Here is a 15416-nt window from a genome sequence, read left to right as displayed (position 1 = left end):
AGGCCGCGCGGTCAATCCCCCGTGACGAGGAGGTGTGGGACCATGCTGGCAGCCATGTGGCGAGGGGCGCGGGCGCCGTGCCGTTCGATCTTCGGGACGCGGACGGCAGCGGCCGCAACATCATGGGGTTGAGTCGGGAAGATAGCCCGTTCGGATGAGGAAGGCGCGCAGGGAGTCAGGAAAACGCCTGAACCGTGTTCGGTGCCCCTCGGGGCATTGATGCCCTTGCCACTGCGAGGGTGGCAGATCGCACGGCTCCCAGAGAGCGCCGTCACGCTCGTAATGCGCCAGCATCGCGTTCCAGGCCGCATCGAATTGGCCGGCCCTCGCCGCATCGGCGACATAAGCCGCGCAAGCACCGTTGCGGTACCGATCATGCGATAGGCAAAGCGGTTCGAGGCGCTTCATGTCAGCGGCGAATATGCCTCCGACCCCCGGATCGCGGCTCTCATCGATGATCTGCCCATCCTTGACGGTCAGAAGCTTTGGCGGGCGCGGTGTGCAGGCATTGCAACCAAAGACGGAATCGAACGCAGCGTCTTCGAGTTTGAGATCGATGTTGCCATCCCCCGATAGATCATGAGGCGCATCAGCTATTTGACCTTGAAGGTGCAGGTCGACGGGGCTGAGTGATTGAGCCAGTCGGTAGCGATTGCCGATCGGGACCAGGAGTTGCAGCGTCATATCGCCGCCCGATCCACCTGATTGGCTTTCGATGATGATGCCCGGGATGCGGTCGCCTCGACGAATGCGAGCAACTGCGATCCTTGCATAGGCGCTCTGGCTGTCCGTCTTGATTGTCACGGAATCCATCCCCGCCTGTTCAACCGTGACGTTGGCCTGATTATTATAGCCATCCCACCTGCAAGCGCTGTCTCCGACGGGATGGGCGGGGCATGGCACCGCTTCTACATGAACGGTGACGCCGTCAGATGTGAAATCGAGCGGTTGCTTCTTGAAGGAAAGCCACGTTTGAAATTTGCCGGGTGGCACCTCAGCTGGGGCGGGGCCGATCAGAAAGCCGGCAATCATTATCGTTAGAGCGAGCACTGCACTGCCCCTTCACGGATATACTGAAGTCGACAATGCAGGGATAATCCATCGGTCGCAATAGTTCTTGTGGGAGGATGTAGAATATTGGCAAATATCGGCCGATCACCGGTTCCGCCTGTACCACGGCAGTGGAGCAACCACCCGTAATTCAAGCTCCCGCACCTGACGCAACACTTGGCGATCGTCGCAAGCCAGGGCATCCGCACGCGGACGGCGAGTCGCTCCCGAGCCGTATACGTTGCCGTCCCGCTCCGCTAACACGGCACGCACCATGCCTTGAGGGGGACATCCATGCGTTCGACACCCTTGCTCGCCCTGCTGGCCGCGGCGGTGTCGCCGGCGATCGTACGGGCTCAGCTCACCCCAGTACCGGAGGCGCCGGTGCAGCGCGCGAGGACACCTGTTGCCGCCGCCGCGCGGGGATACCGGCCGCTGACCGTCGACCGCATCTTCGGCGCCGACGCGATCCGCGGCGACAGTTTCGACGGCGGCGAATGGACCGAGGACGGGCGCGGCTATATCGCGATCGAATCGTCGAAAAGCACCGACGGCGGCAGCGACATCGTCCGTTACGAGATCGCGGGCGGCGCGCGCACCGTGCTTGTCCCCGCCGAGCTGCTCGTGCCGAAGGGGGCGGCGGCGATCGGGGTGGAGGGCTATGCCTTCTCGCCCGACCGGCGCAAGATGCTGGTGTTCACGGGCGGCAAGCCGTTCCGCCGCACGCACGCGCTCGGCGATTACTGGCTTCTCGACCTGGATACCAAGCAGTTGCGCAGGATCGGCGGTCCCACGGCCGCGCCCTCGACGACGATGTATGCGGAATTTTCGCCCGACGGCACGCGCATCGCCTATGTCCGCGCCAACGACCTCTATGTCGAACCCGTCGGCGGCGGCACACCGCAGCAGCTCACCCGCGACGGCAGCGACCTGATCGTCAACGGCCTGGGCGACTGGGTCTATGAAGAGGAGTTCGGCCTCCGCAAGGCCTGGAGCTGGAGCCCGGATTCACGCCGCATCGCCTTCTGGCGCTTCGACACCTCCGGGGTCGGCACCTTCGCCATGATCAAGAATACCGACGGCCAGTATTCGAAGGTCATCCCGCTGCAATATCCGAAGGTCGGCACTGCCAATTCGGCGGTGCAGGTCGGCACGGTCGACATCGCCACCGGCCGGACACGCTGGTTCAGGCTGCAGGGTGATCCGCGCCAGACCTATGTTCCGCAAATGGGCTGGGCGGGCAGTTCGGGCCGCGTACTGATCCAATATGCCAACCGGCTCCAGAACACTTACCAGGTTCTGCTCGGCGATCCCGCCGACGGCAGCGTCGCGCCCCTGTTCGTGGAGCGCGACAAGGCCTGGGTCGAGGCGAACGATCAGGTCCAGTGGCTCAAGGACGGATCCGGCTTCACCTGGATGAGCGAGCGCGACGGCTGGCGGCACCTCTATCTCGTCTCGCGCGACGGCAAGCGGATGCAGCTGCGCACGCCCGGCAATTACGACGTCATCGACCTGCTGCAGGTCGACGAGGCGGGAGGCTATGCCTATTTCATCGCCTCGCCCGACAATCCGACGCAGCGCTACCTGTATCGGGCGACGCTCACCGGCACGCCGCGCGTCGAGCGCGTTACGCCGAGCGGCCCGGGCCAGGCGGGAACGCATGCCTACGACCTTGCCCCCGGCGCGCACTGGGCACGGCACACCTTCTCCAGCTTCGACCGCGCGCCCGTCACCGAGGTGATGGACATGACGACCGGCAAGTCGCTGCGCGTGCTCGCGCGCAACCAGGCGCTGCAGGACGTGGTGACCGACGGGCCGCTGCCGCCGGCCGAATTCTTCCGCGTCGACATCGGCGGCGGGACGCAGCTCGACGGCTGGCTGATCAAGCCGGCGAACTTCGATCCGGCGAAACGCTATCCGATCCTGTTCCAGGTCTATGGCGAGCCGGCCGGTCAGACGGTGGCGGATCGCTGGGGCGGTCGCGGCGCGCTATGGCACCGCATGCTGGCGGAACACGGTTACCTGGTGGCGAGCATCGATCCGCGCGGGGTCGCATCGCCGCGCGGTCGGGAATGGCGCAAGACGATCTACCGGCGCATCGGGATCGTCGGGCCGGAGGACATAGCCGCGGCCGTGCGTCGCATGCTTGCGACCCGCGCCTATATCGATCCGACGCGTGTCGGCATCTGGGGCTGGAGCGGCGGCGGGTCGACGACGCTCCATTCGATGTTCCGCTTCCCGGATCTCTATGCGACCGGCATCGCGGTGGCGGGCGTCGCCGACCAGAAGCTTTACGACACCATCTACCAGGAACGGTACATGGGGCTGCCCGACGACAATGCGGAAGGATATCGCAAGGGGTCGCCGATTACCTATGCCGCGGGGCTCAAGGGCAACCTGCTGATGATCCACGGTACCGGCGACGACAACGTCCATTATCAGAACATGGAACAGATGGCAGACGCACTGATCGCGGCGGGCAAGCCGTTTTCGATGATGGCCTATCCCGACCGCACGCACGGCATCTACGAAAAGCCGGGGACGAGCGTGCACCTGTATTCGCTCATGACCCGTTATCTCGAGACCAACCTGCCGCCCGGCGGCCGGTAGGACGCTTTCTCCCCGCACGATTGCGGGCGGGAGCGGGGCAAGGAAAAAGGCCGGTCGGGTCGCCCCGCCGGCCTTTTCACGATCCGAAAGTCGTCGCGCTTACTTCGACCGTTCGACCTGCTCGAAGTCGAGCTCGACCGGCGTCGCGCGGCCGAAGATCGACACGCTGACCTTGACCTTCGACTTGTCGAAATCGAGCTCCTCGACGATGCCGTTGAAGCTGGCAAAGGGGCCTTCCAGCACCTTGACCGCGTCGCCGATCTCGTAATCGACCTTGACCTTGGTCTTCGGCGCCGCTGCGGCCTCTTCCTTGCTGTTGAGCATCCGCGCGGCCTCGGCCTCGCTGATCGCCTGCGGCTTGCCCATCGATCCCAGGAAGCCCGTCACCTTCGGCGTGTTCTTGACCAGGTGATAGACGTCGTCGTTCATGTTCAGCTTGGCGAGGACGTAACCGGGCATGAACTTGCGCTCGACCGCAATCTTCTTGCCGCGGCGGGCCTCGGTGACGGTCTCGGTCGGCACCTCGATCTGCTCGACCAGCTGCTCCAGGCCAAGGCGGGTCGCCTCGGCCATGATGGCATCGCGGACCTTGCCCTCGAAGCCGGAATAGGCGTGAATGATGTACCAGCGCGCCATGCAATTGGCCCCTTTACTTCGCGAGCTTCAGCAACGCCTGGACAACGGCGTTGAAGAACGAGTCGACGCCCAGGAAGAACAGCGCGAGGATGGTGGTCATGATCACCACCATGACGCCCGTCATGACCGTCTCGCGCCGGGTCGGCCACACGACCTTTTTCGTCTCGGCCTGCACCTGACGGATGAATTCGATGGGAGTCGTCTTCGCCACAGTTTTCGAAGCCCGCTAGAATCACAAAATACCGATCTGGAAGACATGGCTTTCCCGCCGCTTCCCGTAAAGGGAACCGGCGACGGCCCGTCCTCGCTGTCGGATGGGTTTCGGAGATAGCGGTGCGGCGACGCTAAGGCAAGAGCGCCGGTTATGCGTCGTTCCCGCGATCAATGGCCGTAGGTCTTGATCCCGCGGCGCCGCAGCTTCTCGCGCCGGCGTCGGCGCAGATAAACCGTCAAGGACGGAATGCCGATCAGGAGCAAGAGGCCTATGATGCCGTAAACAATGGTATAACGCGTCGCTTCATCCATGCGCTCGCGATAGCCGGGTGCCGGGCGGGCGTCACGCTCCGTTCGCCGCAAAAATGACACGGCATTCATGAAAAGCAACCGAAATCAGTGATTTAGACACCGATTTTGCAGCCATTTCGAGCGGAATGGCAGGAGTGGAGGGACTCGAACCCACGGCCCTCGGTTTTGGAGGTCCCTGCTACATACCGCAACGGATCACCCGACGGCATCAGGTGTTGTTTTATTCCCTGCCTGTTCTCTATGCGTATCGCCGTAGGCCGTCATAAGGCTTCCCGACTCGCCGCTGGCGTGTTATTCCCGTGCTTATCTGGAATGGGTGAGGCTCGCGGTGGCAACGGGGAAAATTACGAAACGCAGCGTCGAGGCTGTGCCCGTGCCTCCGCCGGGCAAGCGTGAGCATCTGTGGGATGACACCCTGAAGGGCTTCGGGGTCATGGTCACCGACAAGGGGGCGCGATCGTACCTCGTCCAATATCGCATTGGGGGGAGGGGCGCCCCTAGCCGACGAGTGACGATCGGCAAGCATGGATCGCCCTGGACGGCGGAGAGAGCCCGCGCCCGCGCTGCCGAACTGCTGGAACAGGTGCGGCGTCGAGATGACCCGTTCGACGCTGCGCAGGCTAAAGTCGCCGCTGAGCGAGAGGCAAAGGCGAGGGCAACAGCATCGGCAGTTGTCACCGAGCGGCTGGCTTTCAGTGTTTTCGCGAGTCGCTTTGTCGAGAAATACGCGAAGGTGAATCAAGCCCGGAGCTGGCGCGAGACGGAAGGCGTCATCAACCGCGACCTTGTTCCCCGCTTCGGCACGACACCGCTGACGGAGATCGAGGACGCCGATATTGTCGAAGTGATCGACGCGCTGGCTGAGCGCGGGCCATCCGCTGCCTTGAAGGGGTACAAGGCGCTCCGCCAGATATTCGCGTACGCCGTCGACAAAGAGCGCCGTCACTTGCCTGCGGCCAAGAACCCAATGGCGGGCATTAAGCCCCCTGCGAAGATGGGTAAGCGCGAACGCACCCTGACCGATACCGAACTGCGGCTAGTGTGGATGGCGGCCGGAGGGTTGGGCTGGCCGTTCGGCCCATTGGTCCGGCTCCTGATCTTGACTGGCCAGCGCCGCGACGAGGTAGGGGGCATGTCGTGGGCTGAGGTTGACGTGGACAAGCGGCAATGGCTGCTGCCGGGAGCGCGATCGAAGAACGGTCTGCCTAACCTCGTCCCCCTGAGCGACCAGACCTTGACCATTATCGGTGACCTGCCCGTGATTAAGGCGGTGCGAGGCGAGGGGGACAAGAGGCCCGATCCGCGTCTGGTGTTCACGACGACCGGCGAAACACCGGTGTCGGGCTTCTCCAAGGTCAAGGCGCGTTTGGATGACTCCATGCTTGATCTGATGCGGAAAGAGGCCGCAGAAGCCGGCGCCGATGAGCAGGCGATAAAGCGGCTGGCCGTTGAGCCGTGGACGCTACACGACCTGCGCCGCACTCTTGCCACTGGATGCCAGCGGCTGGGCTTCCCTACGGAGGTCACAGAGGCGGTCATCAACCACGTCAGCGGATCGCGGGCGGGGATCGTCGGAGTGTATCAAACATACCGGTATGAGAAAGAGAAGCGAGCCGCGCTTGATGCGTGGTCGCGCCACGTGACGAAAGCCGTAGTCGGGAAAACTGCGCCGAACAACGTTGTGGCGTTGCGCGCATGAGTGCTTGGATAACAGCGCGTCGCGCGCGGCATCTCGATCTGCGTAGCCTTGGAGGCAACGTAATCGAATGGGCAAGCCTTGGACTTGTGAAGTCGCGCGCCCGCGCGATCCGCAACCCCCGTGGACATGCCGGTTATGACCGGGGGGATGACGGCTGCTATCACCTGCCGGCACAATTCTGGGAAGACATGCGCGCGCTGCCGGGTTCTGAGTATCGCAGGTGGGACGCTGGCACCTTCTATGTGCTGCGAGGCCAGCACGCGCAGGTGCAGGCATATCTGGTTGAGTTTGATGAAGGCGATCTGTTGAGCGTGTTGGGCATAGCGATGGAGACGCCGCTGGCAGCAGAAGCTGAGCCATCGTCGGCCCCGCTTTCGCTTGATGACGGGCTGCCCGTTCCATCGGGGGGCAAGGCGCTGGCGACGTTGCGCCTTTTCCATGAGCGACTGAATAAGGGCGAGACGCTGCCGACCAAGGCGGCGGAGTATCGGGCGATTTACAGCTCATGGCCTGAACAACCAGGCCCCAGCGAGGACACGTGGTCCCGTAGCGGCGGACCTTATTACGATCGGCTCACGTGGCCAGGCAACAAGGCGCATCTTGATCCGCAAACCGCCGCAAAGTTGGCTAATATCACCGGCATTTGACCGCATTTCACCGCAACGCCGGTTGCGGTTATTTGCCCCCTGTTTCGCCGCAAGGCATCAGGTCCAAGACTGCTTCACCACAAGCAATCGCAATGTGGCGGAGGCAGATATGACCCAAGGATACCTACGAACGCCCGAAGCTGCGAAGTATCTCGGCATCGGTCAAAGTACGCTCGAACGTAAGCGTATAGACGGAACTGGCCCGCAATTTCGTCAGCTTGGCGCACGCATCGTCACTTATGCCATTGCTGATCTTGACGCTTGGGCGTCGCAGCAGGTGCTTACGAGCACTTCCGCACGGGTTGCTGCGTGATCCATGCTGGCAGCATCGGTTCGGGTATCGAAGCCCGGTAAGCGAAAGGGCCGCGCGGCTGGCACCGCACGACCCTCCCAGAAACTTCATCACGTCAGCGACAGCACAGATACTATCCCTCCACTGCAACTGCAATGCCTCGCGCGCTACGGCGTGACCGGCATTCGTGCCGGCCTGATCGCATCTCTGATCTGGGGCACTGACGGAGGTAATGAGCCGATCGGAGGTGTCGCATGACGCATCCCATGAACGCGAACCCCGTCAAGATCGCAGCGCTATCGCTGCTCAACCATCCCGAGCCGACGCTTAACTACAAGTCGGGCCAGTTCCTCGGCGGGATCGCCTTCAGCGACCAGCCGCTGACCGAGCGCCAGGAGCGCTGGCTGTCCGACTTGTTGCGAAAGCACGGCCTCCCCCCTTTGGTTTCGGGAGACAAAGCATGAGCTATCCCACCCAGGACAATCATCGCGGCGTCGATACCTCAATTGAGGCGGCTGCAATGGCCGCGCTGTCTTCGTCCGATCTGCGTCAGGTCGTTCTAAAGACGCTGTGCGCCCACCCAGAAAACCTGACGGTCGATCAGGTCTGCGCGATCACGGGACGGCCCCGGTACTCGCTGCAACCAAGATTTACGGAGTTGCGCAAGTTGGGGATGATCCGCGCGACCGAAGAGCGGCGGCGCAAGGCGTCGGGCGCGAACGCCATCGTCTGGCGTGCGGTGTTCCTTGATCGGAAGGAGGCGCAGGCATGAGCGCCGATCAACAGAGCGAGTTCATTGTCTTGCTGGCGAATGATGCGCTTGAAGCTGCGGATAATAGCCATGTCCATGCCGCGCTGCTGCTGTTCAATGCCGGCCTGTCGATCCTCGTCACGCGGCACCCCGGCACAGACGCTCGCCGCGAATTGGGCAGCATGTTCTCCGAATACGTGACGCAGCAGATTGAGGCGGTCATCACGCAAGGGGGTGACGCATGAGCGCGCCTGACAATCTGATTGTCCTTCGCCAAGTCGAAGGTACCCGCTGGTGCGTCGTGCGGCACACCCGCAAGGACGGCAAGCGCGTGTTTGCCGCCCGGATCGCGACTGCTCGCGACTACGCCGAAGCGGCGCGGATCGCGATGGAGGCGGCGTTCAAGCTGGGTCTGAGCCTCGGCATCGAGGGTAATGGCATGATGCTGCGCCGCTTTGATCGGGAGCGGGATATGCCGGCGCCTGAATTCAAGCGTCCTGATGGCTTCTCCCGCGTCTACGGCCGGGAGGATGCCGAATGAGCGCCGCTATCATCCCCCTGCGCCGCTCGCTGCCACGGTTGCCGTTCTGCGGAACGGTGGTCGTGATGGGGAGCAAGGAGACTGGCTTTCAGGTCGGGCACGAAAGCCGATCTGGCAATAGCTGGGGCCACTTTTCCGGGCCGTATTCGAACGGTGTCGATGCCATCTCCGCCGCGCTCGCGCTGAACCGTGACGAGTATAACGGCGGGTGTGATGTCGCCATCTGCGACGATGCCTTGGCTGATCGTGACGGCGTTACGTCACGGCCCCCCACCGATCGGGAGGACTTCTGATGGCCCTCCTAGACGTGCCGGCGATCCGGCAATTTTACCCGGTCGGGACCGTGGCGGGAGCGGTGATGCACCTTCGCCCGAAGCAGGGCGAGCTGGTCGGCTGCTGCCCGTTCCACAAGGACCGGTCGCCATCCTTCTACGTCTTCGCGGACGGCAAGCGGTGGCACTGCTTCGGGTGCAATGCGACCGGGGACGTGCTGGACTTCGTACAGCGCTACTATTCCCTGTCTATGCGCGAGGCGGCCGAGCACCTGTGCGGCGGTACGCTGCCGGTGGTCGAGGCCCCGAAGGTCACGGCGCGGGCCGAGCGGGACAACGCCTATGCGCTGAGCCTGTGGCGTTCTGCCGTGGCGATCGAGGGGACGCCTGCGGAGTCGTATCTACGACGCCGGGGGATTACGATCGAGTTGCCGTCCTCGCTGCGCTTTGCTCGTCTCAAACCGCCTGCGGAGAGCGGGGTCGCGGAGGCCAACGGGCGCGGATTGCTGCCGGCCATGGTGGCGCTGGTATCCGGTGCCGATGGCGAGCCTGCGGGGATCCAACGCACCTTTCTGCGGGAAGATGGCCGCAAGGCCGCAGCGACTGACGGCAAGGTCAAGTTTTCGCTGGGGCTGGTGCGGGGCGGGGCGATCCACCTCGGGCCGTGTCTCGATGATGGCTTGGCGCTCTGCGAGGGAGCGGAAGATGCGCTTTCCCTTATGGAGATGGGGGCGGCGTCTGCCTGGGCGTCGGCCGGTGCCGGGATGCTGGCGGGGCTGCAATTGCCCTCTGGCGTGCGCAGCGTCGTAATCGGCGGGGATGCGGACACGGCCGGCCGAGCGGCTGCTGAGACGGCGGCGGCGGCAATGTCGAGGCGCGGCGTAGAGGTTCGGGTGATCTATCCCGAGGATGGCGCCAAGGATTGGAACCAGAGCCTGATGGGGGTGGTGGCATGAACGCCCGTTCTTTTGCGGCGCTGGCCGCCGACGCCCGCCCGTTCGCCCCGGTGCCGCTTGATGGCGGATCGCCCAAACCAGCGTCAGAGCCGGTCGAAGTGCACGCCACGCAGTATGTCTTCCGCGATCCGGAGACGATCAAGCCGCGTGAATGGGTCTATGGTCGAGCGATCCAGCGCGGTCACGTGCGGGCGATCCTCGCCCCTGGCGCGGCCGGAAAGACCATCCTGAGTGTCGGCGAGGCGCTGGCAATGGTCACCGGGCGCAACCTGCTCGGTCAGGAAGTGCCGGGCGGTCCTAAGCGGGTCTGGCTGTGGAACCTGGAGGACGATGCGGAGGAACTGGCCCGCATCATCCAGGCGGCGTGCAAGCACTGGAGCATCAGCGCTGTGGACATCGGCGGACGGCTGTTCGTGGATAGCGCGTTGGACGGCGCTATCCTGAAGCTGGCCACCTCGACGGCGGCGGAAGGCTTCATGATCAACCGGCCGCTGGTGGCGGCGCTGACGGACGAAATGATCGCCCGCGGCATCGACTATCTGCACGTCGACCCCTTCGTATCGTCGCATGCTGCCAACGAAAACGACAACATGGAGGTGGACGCAATCGCGAAGGAATGGGCACTGGTTGCCAAGAACGCTCATGCGGCGATCGGGCTGGCGCACCACGTCAGCAAAGCCGGCGCTGGCGAGGTCACGGCGCTGTCTGGGCGGGGTGCCGTGGCGCTGGTCAATGCCTGTCGCTCAGTGATGGTCCTCAACCGAATGAGCGAAGAGGAAGCCAAGCGCTACGGCATTGAGGACGAGAAGCGCCGCCGGTATTTCCGGGTGTACGACGACAAGAACAACCGTGCCCCGCCCAGCGACAAGTCGGACTGGTTCACCATGGCGTCCGTCAGCCTCGGCAATGGGGTAAATGACGAAGGTGATAACATGGGGGTCGTCCTGCCGTGGTCGCCGCCGGATGCCTTTGAGGGCATTTCTGTGGATCATCTTCGCCAAGTCCAGGCTGCAATCGCAGCCGGTGAGTACAAGCACCATCACTCCGCGGCGGATTGGGCGGGCAACATCATTGCCGACGTGCTGGGCCTCAATATCAACGACAAGGTCGACAGGGCGCGTGTGCTCCGCATGCTCGGTACATGGATCGAAAACGATGTGCTGCGGGTGGAAGAACGAAGGGACGCGAACCGCCAAATGAAGAAGTTCGTCGTGGTCGGGAGAGGCGCCGACGACCACTCTGCTACACCTGCAAAAGGTGTAGCGTCGCAAGGTGTAGCAGCAGAGCCATCGAGTGCTACGCTACACCCCGCCCCCTTTAGGGGTGCGGGTGTTGCAGTAGCCGATAGCGAGGGCGGGAAGACTGACCGTTACGTCGCAGGCAATCCGGCATTAGGGGAGGTGAAGCGTGACCTCGGCCAGACCAAGTTTTGACGAGGTCACGCCGGCGGCCCCCAATAGGTCGGGCGAGTGGTGGGGCCAAGGTGTCAGCGTCACACGGATACCTCACCCCGTACTGGCTTCCGTAAAATACGGATGAGATACGGGGCAGTCGTTGGAATCACGGCGGATCAGGTGTGGGTTTGGGATCAGCGCGCGCGACGGGTGGTCTATTGGCGTAAGGCAGTTTCCGGACAGCATGTGCGCACACGGTAAGTCTCTTCTATATACAGTCGCGTAGGCGCGTACTGCTGCGCATCGCCCGCCGCCTGTAAAATACAGGAGGTTTAGAGGATGATCGAATTGCGAGGCGCGACCTGTGGCGCGATGACCAGGCTGGGCACGCCGTGCCGACGGTCGGACATCTATCGATCTGGGCGGTGCCGGCTCCATGGCGGCCTCAGTACCGGCCCGACCAGCGAGGCTGGCAGAGCGCGGGCAATCGCCAACCTGTCGAAGCGCTGGGCCGCTCGGAACCCCATGGGGACCTGATAAAACCTGACGCGGGACTGGCGCTGTCGATCAGAGGTTATTTCCCGATCTGGAAAAAACCGCTGCGCGGTGTCGTGCCGCGGCGTTGCTGCTCGGGCATGGGGTGTATGTTCAACATATACCCTTGTGGCGAGCGGCAGTCTCGTCGAAACCCTGAGTTTAAGTTAGGGTGTGGGTTCGCTGCGCCGTGCAGCAAACTCATCGCGTCTTATGATCGACACTTCCGTCGATCAGTCTTCGTCCGAAATTCGGACGCAGTCATTTTGAGGAAGTGCACGTCCACCGTTGGAGGCCATGCGATCACCTGTCTTCCAAAGCAGCAGCGTACGGGGATACGTTTGTCGCACCGCGCGACGTACGTCCCTGGGTTGCGTTTGCCTTGTGAGCCTTATCCGCTGGCGTAAGGAGACTGGATCGGCGTCGCTTAATCGGACGCCGATTGTTGTGTCGCAGGGCGCGACGTAACAACCTCGCTGAACGGGCGCAATTTTACGCCTGTCAGCGGCGACGAAATTCGTCGGCAGTCAATTCGCGCCACCATGGCGCAAATCTGGGCCATCCGGGGGTTTACGCCAAATCGGCGTCCGCTCGTGCGACGTCGATCCGCAGGCCATCAGGCTTTTTCCCCAAATTGGGGGGCAAACCAAGCCGACGAATTTCGGCCGGTTGGTTCCGACGTAATTCGTCGGATCAATTACCACCAACGGTGGAAAAGCCTCTCCTGATTCAACTGAACCCCGCTCGATGCAAATGGGCCGACTCCCCTGAAGGAGCCGACCCATGGAAGACGATCGACGGTGCCCGACCCGGTGCGGGTTATCTTGCGCCCCTGACCACCTCCAACAGCCCTGCACCTGTGGCGATCGACAGCCGCCATCTTGTGGGCATGTTGCCAGCAAAGTTCTGGGAAAGTGCCGAAGGCGGCGCCGCTACCGGGGAGCCGGCGATAAGCCCAAATTCTTCATCGGGCTCGCGCTCGTCTATCGGCTCTGCGTCGCCGTTGTCCTCGTAATCCGCGTCGCCATCCAGCTCGTCCAGGCGATCGATCATCTGATCGACTAGACGGGCCAGCGTCGGGCGCGGCAGGCTGGGGATCGCGGCGAGCATCTGCTCGGCGGATATGGGGCGGCTCGCCATCACGCCGCCCTCCCGATCTGGCGCATCGGCTCGTCAAAGGCGGGCTCCAGAACGCCGACGACCTTGCCGCGGAGTAAGCCGTTCAGGTAGCCGGCGCGTGGTCCCTCCGTCGCGTACGTGCCGTTGACCCAGCCCATATATCCGCCGCGATCGAGCCGTTCGCTGGCTTCCGCGAATGACCGAGGCCGGTTGGACCCGGCGACCAGCCAGCCGATCGTTTCGATATATTCACCATTCGGCCCACAGCCCAAGGTCATCGGGCGCGTCCAGGTTTCTACGATGGCTGAGCGCTCGCCGCCCCATGCAATGAGGAACAATTCGCCGTACTGCGGTTCCCGGTCGGTTGGATCGATGATCGCGATGTCACCGGGCCGGAGGTGAGGTGCATTCGCCATATCCGTGACCGGGAATGCGACGTAGCCTTCCGGCAGACGATCGTACACGACGAAGGCGCGCAGGTCGGGTTGCTGTGGTTGAGTGAGAGTGGCCATGGCGTCAGCCCTCCATCATCTGTTCGGATAGGGCTGCATTCGCCCGGAGAAGCCCCGCCAGCGCGTTTTGCGCGTCGGGGTGCATGATCGGCCCGCGAAGCCCGTTGAGGCTCCGTGTGGCGTCCCTGTCGAGGACTGGCGCCCGCCCGATCCACAGCCGGTCGCCCAGCAGCATTGCGATCCCGCCATGATCGGACCAGGCGGCAAACCATGCGGCGGCGTCGAAGGCAGGGGCGCTAGGCCCCTGCTCCATGATTGAGGTGGCCATATCAGCGGCCCTCCTTCGCGCGAGGCTTGGGGGCCTTGGCCGGGTAGCGCGCAAGGTCCTCGTCCACGATCGCCTGCCAGTCGGGTCGGTACGTCGCTGCCCATTCGCGCTTGCCGATCATCTCCTGCTTGGTGAGGGCGTCACATTTGCGAACGGTAGGGGTGCGTAGCGCGTCCTCTATGGTGCGGTTAAGATCGGCCTCGGCTTGATCGCATTCCAGCCGCGCCGCCTTGTGGCGCTCTCCTTCGTCTTGCCGGTCGAGGCAGTACGCGAGGTTCCACCGGCTTTGTGCAAGCTGGTGGGCTGCCTTTGCGACGCGCCACTTCCGCAGCGCCTCGTCAAACCATTCCCGTCGCGGAGTAATCGGGGTGACGAGCAACCGGAGGTTATTGCGAGGGAGCTTCTCGGTGATCCCCGCCATGTACTCGGCAAAGCGATGGTCCTTGCTGTTGGGTTCGGTCTGGGCAAGCTGGTATGCTTTTTCGGCATATGACCGTGCCACGCTCGCGACGCTGACAAACTCCAGGTCCTCGTTCCGCTGAGCGGGGATTGCGACACCTGGGCGGATTGCGCGGACGTTGCCGCGCCGTGCGATGCGGGCCATGCTCACGCCTCCCTGCCAGCAAGGCGGCGCACGTCGGCCATGACATGGTCGCTGTATTCGGGGATGTTGTAATCGCGCTCTGACCAAAGCCGATCCAGCTTGACCAACACGGCATCAAGGTCGGGGGCCTGGGTTTGGAAAAGCGCGTCCTCTGCCGGTCCAATGGCCTCGTAAAGTTCGTTGCTACGCTTGCGGATGGCATCCATGCCAAGCGTTGAGGCTGCTCGTTGGTGAGCCTGCCAAGCCGCCTTCACCTCTCGCGCCTTTGCGGCGTGTACCGATCCGGGGGGCATGGTTTCATACGCGTCGGGATCGTTGGGGCTCCAGCGGTGACGCACCGTGCGTCCCGTCTGGTCGGTGACTTCGAAGAAGCAGCCAGCGAATGGGGCGCGCCGTTGCAGTTTTTCGTTCGCGGGCTTTTCAACATCGGCGTAATGCCTGTCGCTTGCAGCGACGGCGGCGCGATAGGCGGCAAGCGCCCGATCCCAAGCGGCTCGGCCGGGACGCTCGGTTTCCGCGCCCTTGGCCTCTCCAGCGATGGCAAAGCCGCCAGCTACAGCGGCGGCGCCTGCACCATAGGCCAGTGCGCCAGTGCCGAGGCGCAGCAGGGCGCGGCGGGTTGTGTTCGCGCTCATGCCGCGTCCTCCAGCATGAAGCGCGACATATCCGCGACGATCGCGTGGCTATCGTCACCGTCGAACACAGAGCCGAAGTCGTTGAGCACCATCATGAAGCGCATTTTCGCCTGCGCGTCTGCGAGGGACTGGCAGGGCTGGTGGATCATTGCCCGCTCGATTTGGGTAAGCCGATCACAGATGGCCAAAAACTCGGGATGATCGTCTTCCCACCCGGCGTTTCCACGCGTCTGCACGGCGATGTATTCGAGGCGGAGGGCTTCGAAGGGGCTGCGGCTCGCGGCGGCGGCCGGTGTGGCTGCACAGGCGGCGACGGCGATTACCGGGAGCGCCGCAGCGCCCCCGAGAATGTTGCGACGGTTGAGCATGGA

The 15416-nt window shown here is 63.5% G+C and carries 22 protein-coding genes; 12 read left to right on the top strand and 10 right to left on the bottom strand.

Translation table 11 applies throughout. The features are described from left to right. Positions 1 to 120: 120 nt before the first annotated feature. Entirely contained in the window at positions 121 to 1050 is a 930-nt protein-coding gene (locus tag IQ292_RS07315) for a hypothetical protein (protein ID WP_203309638.1), read from the bottom strand. 294 nt (positions 1051 to 1344) lie between these two features. On the opposite strand from IQ292_RS07315, the gene IQ292_RS07310 reads away from it, so the two are divergent. Then, entirely contained in the window at positions 1345 to 3660 is a 2316-nt protein-coding gene (locus IQ292_RS07310; RefSeq protein WP_203309637.1) for a S9 family peptidase, read from the top strand. Positions 3661 to 3759: 99 nt separating this feature from the next. Here IQ292_RS07310 and nusG read toward each other — a convergent pair whose 3' ends face one another. From nusG to IQ292_RS07295, 3 genes are all read right to left on the bottom strand, one after another. After that, positions 3760 to 4296, bottom strand: coding sequence for a transcription termination/antitermination protein NusG (gene nusG / locus IQ292_RS07305; protein WP_037534189.1), 537 nt, complete (start codon positions 4294 to 4296; stop codon positions 3760 to 3762). Between the two features lie 13 nt (positions 4297 to 4309). Further along, positions 4310 to 4507: a preprotein translocase subunit SecE gene (gene secE, locus IQ292_RS07300; protein ID WP_203309636.1), complete on the bottom strand. Its 198-nt coding sequence runs from the start codon at positions 4505 to 4507 to the stop codon at positions 4310 to 4312. Between the two features lie 170 nt (positions 4508 to 4677). Next, positions 4678 to 4890 carry a hypothetical protein gene (locus IQ292_RS07295; protein ID WP_203309742.1) on the bottom strand — a complete coding sequence of 71 codons (213 nt, stop codon included), beginning with the start codon at positions 4888 to 4890 and terminating at the stop codon, positions 4678 to 4680. Positions 4891 to 5137: 247 nt separating this feature from the next. Here IQ292_RS07295 and IQ292_RS07290 point away from each other — a divergent pair, with 247 nt between their 5' ends. The 11 genes from IQ292_RS07290 (at position 5138) to IQ292_RS17890 (ending at position 11910) form a co-directional block, all read left to right on the top strand. Then, a complete protein-coding gene (locus IQ292_RS07290; RefSeq protein WP_338057603.1) occupies positions 5138 to 6520 on the top strand; it encodes a tyrosine-type recombinase/integrase in 1383 nt (460 codons plus the stop codon). Positions 6521 to 6606: 86 nt separating this feature from the next. Then, positions 6607 to 7167, top strand: a complete 561-nt coding sequence (locus IQ292_RS07285) for a hypothetical protein (RefSeq protein ID WP_203309634.1) — start codon at positions 6607 to 6609, stop codon at positions 7165 to 7167. Positions 7168 to 7276: 109 nt separating this feature from the next. After that, complete coding sequence (locus IQ292_RS17875) at positions 7277 to 7480, top strand: helix-turn-helix domain-containing protein (RefSeq protein WP_203309633.1); 204 nt, start codon at positions 7277 to 7279, stop codon at positions 7478 to 7480. A 233-nt stretch (positions 7481 to 7713) separates the two neighbouring features. After that, positions 7714 to 7923 carry a hypothetical protein gene (locus tag IQ292_RS07275; protein ID WP_203309632.1) on the top strand — a complete coding sequence of 70 codons (210 nt, stop codon included), beginning with the start codon at positions 7714 to 7716 and terminating at the stop codon, positions 7921 to 7923. Then, positions 7920 to 8231, top strand: coding sequence for a hypothetical protein (locus IQ292_RS07270; protein WP_203309631.1), 312 nt, complete (start codon positions 7920 to 7922; stop codon positions 8229 to 8231). Before IQ292_RS07275 ends, IQ292_RS07270 begins: the two co-directional genes overlap by 4 nt. After that, complete coding sequence (locus tag IQ292_RS07265; protein ID WP_203309630.1) at positions 8228 to 8455, top strand: hypothetical protein; 228 nt, start codon at positions 8228 to 8230, stop codon at positions 8453 to 8455. Before IQ292_RS07270 ends, IQ292_RS07265 begins: the two co-directional genes overlap by 4 nt. Then, positions 8452 to 8751, top strand: a complete 300-nt coding sequence (locus IQ292_RS07260; protein WP_203309629.1) for a hypothetical protein — start codon at positions 8452 to 8454, stop codon at positions 8749 to 8751. Before IQ292_RS07265 ends, IQ292_RS07260 begins: the two co-directional genes overlap by 4 nt. After that, positions 8748 to 9044 carry a hypothetical protein gene (locus tag IQ292_RS07255; RefSeq protein WP_203309628.1) on the top strand — a complete coding sequence of 99 codons (297 nt, stop codon included), beginning with the start codon at positions 8748 to 8750 and terminating at the stop codon, positions 9042 to 9044. The genes IQ292_RS07260 and IQ292_RS07255 overlap by 4 nt, the downstream gene beginning before the upstream one ends. After that, positions 9044 to 9979 (top strand): DUF7146 domain-containing protein, encoded by a 936-nt coding sequence (locus IQ292_RS07250; RefSeq protein WP_203309627.1) that lies wholly within the window; start codon positions 9044 to 9046, stop codon positions 9977 to 9979. The genes IQ292_RS07255 and IQ292_RS07250 overlap by 1 nt, the downstream gene beginning before the upstream one ends. After that, positions 9976 to 11412 (top strand): AAA family ATPase, encoded by a 1437-nt coding sequence (locus tag IQ292_RS07245; RefSeq protein ID WP_203309626.1) that lies wholly within the window; start codon positions 9976 to 9978, stop codon positions 11410 to 11412. Before IQ292_RS07250 ends, IQ292_RS07245 begins: the two co-directional genes overlap by 4 nt. 300 nt (positions 11413 to 11712) lie before the next feature. Next, positions 11713 to 11910: an HGGxSTG domain-containing protein gene (locus tag IQ292_RS17890; protein ID WP_420853660.1), complete on the top strand. Its 198-nt coding sequence runs from the start codon at positions 11713 to 11715 to the stop codon at positions 11908 to 11910. A gap of 816 nt (positions 11911 to 12726) precedes the next feature. Here the strand turns inward: IQ292_RS17890 and IQ292_RS07240 are convergent. The 6 genes from IQ292_RS07240 to IQ292_RS07215 are packed head-to-tail and all read right to left on the bottom strand — an operon-like array spanning position 12727 to position 15413. Continuing rightward, positions 12727 to 13047 carry a hypothetical protein gene (locus IQ292_RS07240; RefSeq protein ID WP_203309625.1) on the bottom strand — a complete coding sequence of 107 codons (321 nt, stop codon included), beginning with the start codon at positions 13045 to 13047 and terminating at the stop codon, positions 12727 to 12729. Continuing rightward, positions 13047 to 13538, bottom strand: a complete 492-nt coding sequence (locus tag IQ292_RS07235) for a hypothetical protein (RefSeq protein WP_203309624.1) — start codon at positions 13536 to 13538, stop codon at positions 13047 to 13049. The genes IQ292_RS07240 and IQ292_RS07235 overlap by 1 nt, the downstream gene beginning before the upstream one ends. Before the next feature lie 4 nt (positions 13539 to 13542). Next, positions 13543 to 13806 carry a hypothetical protein gene (locus tag IQ292_RS07230; protein WP_203309623.1) on the bottom strand — a complete coding sequence of 88 codons (264 nt, stop codon included), beginning with the start codon at positions 13804 to 13806 and terminating at the stop codon, positions 13543 to 13545. Between the two features lies 1 nt (position 13807). Further along, positions 13808 to 14410, bottom strand: coding sequence for a hypothetical protein (locus tag IQ292_RS07225; protein WP_203309622.1), 603 nt, complete (start codon positions 14408 to 14410; stop codon positions 13808 to 13810). Positions 14411 to 14412: 2 nt separating this feature from the next. Next, a complete protein-coding gene (locus IQ292_RS07220; protein ID WP_203309621.1) occupies positions 14413 to 15045 on the bottom strand; it encodes a hypothetical protein in 633 nt (210 codons plus the stop codon). After that, positions 15042 to 15413, bottom strand: coding sequence for a hypothetical protein (locus IQ292_RS07215; RefSeq protein ID WP_203309620.1), 372 nt, complete (start codon positions 15411 to 15413; stop codon positions 15042 to 15044). Before IQ292_RS07215 ends, IQ292_RS07220 begins: the two co-directional genes overlap by 4 nt. Positions 15414 to 15416 lie beyond the last annotated feature (3 nt).

Source organism: Sphingomonas beigongshangi, from assembly GCF_016820445.1.
Taxonomy (GTDB): Bacteria; Pseudomonadota; Alphaproteobacteria; order Sphingomonadales; family Sphingomonadaceae; genus Sphingomonas; species Sphingomonas beigongshangi.
This window is presented reverse-complemented; position numbering and strand designations above follow the sequence as displayed.